The 6,371-nt window shown below is 60.4% G+C and carries 5 protein-coding genes and 1 pseudogene; 3 read left to right on the forward strand and 3 right to left on the reverse strand.

What is annotated here, in order from left to right:
• Positions 1-63: 63 nt before the first annotated feature.
• A pseudogene (locus AAAB16_RS08100) lies at positions 64-177 on the forward strand (universal stress protein); the annotation flags it as partial.
• 74 nt (positions 178-251) lie between these two features.
• The gene (locus tag AAAB16_RS08105) at positions 252-815 is read left to right on the forward strand and encodes a GNAT family N-acetyltransferase (protein WP_340662879.1); all 564 of its coding nucleotides are present in this window, start codon (positions 252-254) and stop codon (positions 813-815) included.
• A 146-nt stretch (positions 816-961) separates the two neighbouring features.
• Here the strand turns inward: AAAB16_RS08105 and AAAB16_RS08110 are convergent, their stop codons facing one another.
• From AAAB16_RS08110 to AAAB16_RS08120, 3 genes are read right to left on the reverse strand one after another with little or no spacing between them, the layout of a single operon-like run.
• A complete protein-coding gene (locus AAAB16_RS08110) occupies positions 962-2,086 on the reverse strand; it encodes an ABC transporter permease (protein ID WP_340662880.1) in 1,125 nt (374 codons plus the stop codon).
• A gap of 2 nt (positions 2,087-2,088) precedes the next feature.
• Positions 2,089-4,815 (reverse strand): ribosome-associated ATPase/putative transporter RbbA, encoded by a 2,727-nt coding sequence (gene rbbA / locus AAAB16_RS08115; protein WP_340662881.1) that lies wholly within the window; start codon positions 4,813-4,815, stop codon positions 2,089-2,091.
• The gene (locus tag AAAB16_RS08120; RefSeq protein ID WP_340662882.1) at positions 4,812-5,885 is read right to left on the reverse strand and encodes an HlyD family efflux transporter periplasmic adaptor subunit; all 1,074 of its coding nucleotides are present in this window, start codon (positions 5,883-5,885) and stop codon (positions 4,812-4,814) included. The genes rbbA and AAAB16_RS08120 overlap by 4 nt, the downstream gene beginning before the upstream one ends.
• Positions 5,886-6,116: 231 nt before the next feature.
• Between AAAB16_RS08120 and AAAB16_RS08125 the strand changes: the two genes are divergently transcribed.
• Positions 6,117-6,371: PAS domain-containing protein (locus tag AAAB16_RS08125; RefSeq protein ID WP_340662883.1), on the forward strand; the 255-nt coding region annotated here is incomplete at its 3' end.

The following is a 6,371-nucleotide window of genomic DNA, read 5'->3' on the forward strand; positions in this document are numbered from 1 at the left end:
GCATTGGATTGTTGAGTGGTTGCAGCGGGTGCCGTGTTGATTTTTATCAAGGCCAATAGCCTGGGCGCGGACGTGGTGGTGACGGCCCGGGTGCACCGCTCGGGCCTGAACACGCTGCTGGGCAGTACCACTGAACATCTGTTGTACCGCTCACCCTGCAGCGTTTTGGCGGTTTGAGGCGGTTTGATTTAGATCAGACGCAACGCCAGCCGCACGCCTAAAAGAGCAGGTAAATGCCCAAGGAGAGCAGCATGATCAATACCCCAAGCAGCATTTCTGACTTGTCCGCACTGAACCACGGCGCCATCGGTGAACACTGGATTGATGCGCTGGACAACGGCACCCACGTGTTGATTCGGGCCTTGCAGGAGCAAGACCGTGAGCGCGAGTTTCGCTTTATCAAACGCCTGTCGGCTGAATCACGCCGTGCACGGTTCTCCAGCAGCTTTAACGAGCCACCGCTGTCGTTGCTGGAACAGCTGATGACCGTGCAATACCCGCTGCAAATGGCCTATGTGGCGTTGGCCCATGACAACGGTGAGTTGCGTGAAATCGGCGTGGCGCGTTATGCGCAAACCGAGGGCCATTGCTGTGAATTTGCCGTGGTGGTGGCCGATGATTGGCAGCAAAAAGGCCTGGGTCGGCTGTTAATGACGCACCTGATGGATGCCGCGCGGCGCAATGGCTTTACCTACATGGCCGCCACCGATGCGGCCACCAACTACCACTTGCACCGGCTGGTAAAAAAGCTCGGGTTCAGTAGCCATTACCCCGAGGGCGAATTCAGCGAAATCGTCCATCAATGCCAGTTGTGAATCCATGCCCGATAGTGTTTTAAGGCCCCATCTATGGCGGTAGTGGCGCAGTTGGGCGGTTTTGAATGCTGCTGTTGCGCTTGGCGTGGGCATGTTGCTGGGGCTGGTGATGGGCCTAGTCGCCTGGTTTCAAGACCCGCTGTAAGTCAGGCCATCCGGGTAATCGCAGTGCGAAAGCGCAGCAGCGCAGCGACAAAAAACACCGCGCCAATCACCGCAATGGCGACAAACTGCGGCCAGACAATCGACAGCCCCGCGCCGCGATAGAGAATGCCATGGGCAAAGCTGACGAAGTGCGTGGTGGGTGCCAGCAGCATCAGGTTTTGCACCAGTTCCGGCATGCTTTCCCGTGGCGTAGCACCGCCGGAAAGCAGTTGCAGCGGCAATAAAATCAAGATGCTCAACAGCCCCAGTTGCGGCATGGAGCGCGCCACGGTGCCCAGGTAGATGCCCATCGAGGTGGTGGCAAACAGGTGCAGCGCCGTGCCTAGCAAGAACAGCGGAATCGAGCCGCTAATCGGCACCGCCAACCAGCCGCGCACCACCACGTACACGGCAAACGCCGTGGCGACTAACACCACCAGCCCCATCGACCAGACCTTGGCCAGCATGATTTCAAAGGCGCGCAACGGCATCACCAGCAAGTGCTCGATGGTGCCGTGTTCCCGTTCGCGAATCAGCGCCGCGCCAGTGAGGATGATCGACACCATGGTGATGTAGTCGATCAGCTGCATTACCGAGGTAAACCAGGCCTGGATCAGGTTCGGGTTGAACTCCATGCGCATGGCCAAGCCCACGGGGCTGGGCGCGACACCGCGATAGCGTTGGGCAAACGCCGCCACCTCGGTGCCGACAATGGTCTGGATATAACCCGCGCCGGTAAACGCCTGGCCAATCTGCGTGGCGTCGACATTCAGCTGCATGCTGGGCCGGCGTCCGGCCAACACATCGCGCTGAAAGTCCGGGGGAATATCCAGGGTGAAGGTGTAGCGCCCGCTGTCCATGCCGGCGTCGATTGCGCTGCTGCTGATTTGCCCTGGCGGCAGAAAGTAGGGCAGTTGGAAGGCGTTGCTGACCCGCTCCGACAGCGGCGAGTGGTCTTCATCGACTATCGCGATAGGCGCGTGGTGCAGCGATTCAGGAATGCCCGAAGCTGCCGTGTAAATGCCAAAGGAAAAGGCCCAGACAATCAGGATTAGCATCGCCCGGTCACGGTACAGGCTGCGAAATTCCTTGATACCCAAGCGCAAAATATTCAACAGGCTATGCATGCCTAGCGCTCCTGCTTACGCAAACACACCACACTGAGGCCAATCAGAATTGGCACCGTGACCAGCAGTTGCAGGAAGTAGGGCGCCAATGCGGAAAGCTCCAGCGCCTTGGAAAAAATCCCGCGGCTGATGGTGAGAAATTGCGCCGTTGGATAGACCCGGCCTACCCAGGCGCCAAAGCCTTCCAACGAGGACACCGGGTTGATCAGCCCGGAGAATTGAATGGCTGGCAGCAGGGTGGCAATGGCGGTGCCAAACACGGCGGCGATCTGGCTGTTCATAAAGGTCGACATCAACAAGCCCAGCCCTGTCGAGGTGCCGATATACAGCAACGCGCCCAGGCTTAATACCAACAGGCTGCCCTTGAGCGGCACACCAAATACAAACACCGCCAGCGCCACCATCAGCAGAAAATTAAACATGCCCATGGCGATGTAAGGCAGCTGTTTGCCCAGCAAAAACTCCAGGCGCGTGACCGGCGTGACATACAGGTTGATGATCGAGCCCATCTCTTTTTCGCGCACCACGCCAAGCGCGGTGAGCATGGCCGGAATCATCATCAGCAGTAGCGGAATAATCGCCGGCACCATGGCCTGCAGGCTTTGCACATCAGGGTTGTAGCGGTAGCGCACCTCCACATTGGCTAACCCCGCTGACTGCGGGCTGAGCTGCGCCAAGTAGCCGCTATGGATGCCATTCACATAGCCTTCAATGGTGCCGGCGCGCATTGGCATGGCGCCATCGACCCATGCCGCCACCGCGGGGCGCGCGCCACGTTTAAGGTCGCGGCCAAACTCCGGCGGTATCTCCAGGGCCAGGGCAATGGCACCGCTTTTCAGGCGGGTTTCCAGGTCGGCGTAGTCCTGCAACTGCGGTTGTTCAATGAAATAACGCGAGCCGGCGTAGCTGCGGATATAGGCCTGGCTGGTGGTGGTTTGGTCGCGGTCGAGCACGGCAAAGGACAAATCTTCAACATCCAGGCTGATGCCGTAACCCATGATAAACATCAGCAACACCGTGCCCAGCGCCGCCAAGGTCAGGCGAATCGGGTCGCGGCGCACCTCCATGGTTTCGCGCCGTGCATAGCTGAACAGGCGCAGGCTGCTAAACGCTTTGCCGCGCTTAGGTTGCGCCGGCTGCTGTTCTAACTCGACCGTGCTTGGCACAGCAGCGGGCGCGCCGGCGGGACCGGCGGCTTCTTCCAGATAGGAAACAAAGGTTTGCTCCAGGCTATCCAGGCCGCGTTCAAGCGTCAGTTGCTCAGGTACGCCACTGACCAACACGCGACCGGCATGCATAAAGGAAATGCGGTCGCAGCGCTGCGCTTCGTTCATAAAGTGCGTGGAGATAAAAATGGTCACGCCATCGTTGCGCGACAGGTCAAGCAAGTGCTGCCAGAAGGTATCGCGGGCTATGGGGTCGACGCCGGAGGTGGGCTCATCAAGAATCAGAATTTCCGGTTTATGGATCAACGCCACGGCCAAGGAAAGACGCTGGCGAATGCCCAGGGGCAAGCGCTCGGGCAGGTTATCGAGGTCTTCCTGCAAGCCAAAGCGTTGCACGGCGTCCGCCACGCGGCTGACAACTTCGGCGCTGGGTACATGGAACAGCTGCGCATGCAGCACCAGGTTTTGCCGTACCGTCAGTTCGGCATACAGGGAAAAACCCTGGGACATATAGCCGACCCGTCGCCGTGTATTCAGGTCATCGGGGTCGACCTCCTTGCCGAACAGCCACGCCTGCCCGGAGGTGCCCGGCAGCAGGCCGGTGAGCATTTTCATGGTGGTGGATTTGCCGCAGCCATTGGAGCCGAGAAAGCCAAAGATCTCGCCCTGCTCAATACGAAAGCTGGCGCTGTCGACGGCGGTGAAATCACCAAAGCGGCAGGTCAGCTCGCGGGCCTCGATGGCAATCGCCGGTTCGCCACTGGCGGCAACCCGAGGCGTGATCACTAAGGGTTTATGGCTGCGGCGACGCTCCTCCGGCAGCAGCGCAATAAACGCCGCCTCCAGGTTTTTGCAGCCGGTGCGCTGGCGAATAGCCGCAGGCGCGCCACTGGCCAATACCTTGCCGGCATCCATCATCAACAGGTGATCAAAGCGCTCGGCTTCCTCCATATAGGCGGTGGCCACCAGCACGCTCATGCCGGGCCGCCGCGCGCGCAGGTCGGCAATCAGCGCCCAGAACTGGTTACGCGCCAGCGGGTCGACGCCGGTGGTGGGCTCGTCGAGGATCAGCAGGTCCGGGTCGTGGATCAGTGCGCAGCACAGGCCAAGCTTCTGCTTCATGCCGCCGGAGAGTTTGCCGGCCGGGCGGGTGGCGAAATCGCTGAGCCCGGTGCTGGCCAATAAACTGGCAATACGCCGCTGCCGTTCAGCCTGACCTTGGCCAAACAGACGGGCAAAGAAATCCAGGTTCTCGAACACCGACAAGGTGGGGTAAAGGTTCTTGCCCAAGCCCTGCGGCATATAGGCAATACGGGGGCAAACAGCCGCGCGATGGCGGGCTTGGGCCATATCGCCGTCTAGCACCTGCACCTGGCCGCTTTGAATCACCCGCGCGCCGGCAATCAGCGCCAGTAGGCTGGACTTGCCGACGCCATCGGGGCCAATCAGGCCAACAATGCCGGTGGCCGGAATTTCCAGGCTGATGTCATCCAGCGCCACACTGTTGCCATAGCGCAGCCCAACGTGTTGCAAACGCGCCACCCAGGCGCGCTCGCCAGTCATTGCGGCACCTTGATTTCCAGGTTGGCTGGCCAACTGGCTGCCGGGTTAAGCCGTACATGGGCCATACCGGGTACGCCGGTTTTCACCTGGCTGAGGTGCTTGCGCAGCAACTCGGGGTCGATGCGCGCCTTGATGCGAAACATCAGTTTTTCCCGCTCGCTGGCGGTTTCCACGGTTTTGGGCGTGAACTGGGCAACGCTGGCGACATAGCTGGCGGTGGCGGGAATCACATACTGCGGCGCCGCATCAATGATCACCCGAACTTCACTGCCAATCGCCACACGACCGGCCTGGTCGGTGGGCAAGAAAAAGGTCAGGTACACATCGCCAAGGTCCACCAGGTTCAACACCTTGCCGCCGGCAGCGATCACTTCACCGACCTCGGCAATGCGGTACTGCACCCGGCCATCGCGCGGCGCTTTAAGCTCGGTGTCGGCCAGGTCGGCCTGCAAACGCTGCTCGGTAGCCTGGGCCGCGTCGATAGTGGCTTGCGCTTCCACCACCTGGGATTTGGCCGCCTCAATGCCGGCCTCGGCGGTTACCACTTGCGAATGGGCGGCAGCTAGCGCCGCTTGGCCGCTTTCCAGCACGGCGCGGTCATCGTCCAATTGCTGCTTGGCCATAGCATTACGGCTGACCAAAATTTCCGTGCGGGCAAAGCGTTTTTGCGCGGCGGTCAGTTCCGCATGGCGCTGCGCCACCACGGCCTGGGCGGTGATTTTTTCGCTGTCACGCTGGGCCACCAGCGCTGCCGCCGTCAGCTTGGCGGTGCGTGCGCGTTGCGACTGCGCTTGCGCCTGGAGAATTTCTGCCTGCAAGGCCTGGGTGTCCATGCGTGCAACCACTTGCCCGGCGCTGACCTGTTCGCCTTCAGCGACCAAAATCGCATCAATACGCCCCGGCAACTTGCTCGCCACATCCACTTCGGTGGCTTCGATTCGGCCGTTGCCACTGGCGAAGTTAAGGTCCGGTGCCGCCGGTTTAAACACCAGCCAAGCCGCGAAAACTACTGCTGCAGCGGCGCCGGCAAAGGCCGCTCGCTGCAACCATTTGCGCTTTACGTCGTTCATCCATGCCTCTCGTCTGCGTCTGGGGTCGCGCGGGAGGGATGATCAGGCGGAGCACGCGCTACTTTCTTGATATTTGTTAAGAAAAACTCGGTTTGTTGAAATGAACATGGGCAGGGCGCGACCTGTTCCGTTCACAGCCAGCCGCTTAACCGGGTAGTGGCGCGCCCTCAGATTTGCTTAAGGTTTGCGCCTGAAACTCTCGCGCACGTTCATATAGAGGATTGCTGGAGAGTGATCAGCGAGCATAAGCAGTTGTTGGTGCGCGCCTTAGAGGGCGCGGGAAATGCGGTGCTGATCAGCGATCGGGCAGGGCTTATCGTCTGGGCTAATCAGGCCATGAGCCAGCAAAGCGGCTACACCTTGAGCGAGCTGCTGGGTCAGTCGCCGCGCATTCTTAGTTCTGGGCAACAGTCGCAGGCGACCTACCGTTTGATGTGGCAAACCATTCTTGCCGGCAAGGCGTGGCAGGGCGTGTTGGTGGAGCGC

Source organism: Pseudomonas sp., from assembly GCF_037994325.1.
In the GTDB taxonomy this organism is placed as follows: Bacteria; Pseudomonadota; Gammaproteobacteria; order Pseudomonadales; family Pseudomonadaceae; genus Aquipseudomonas.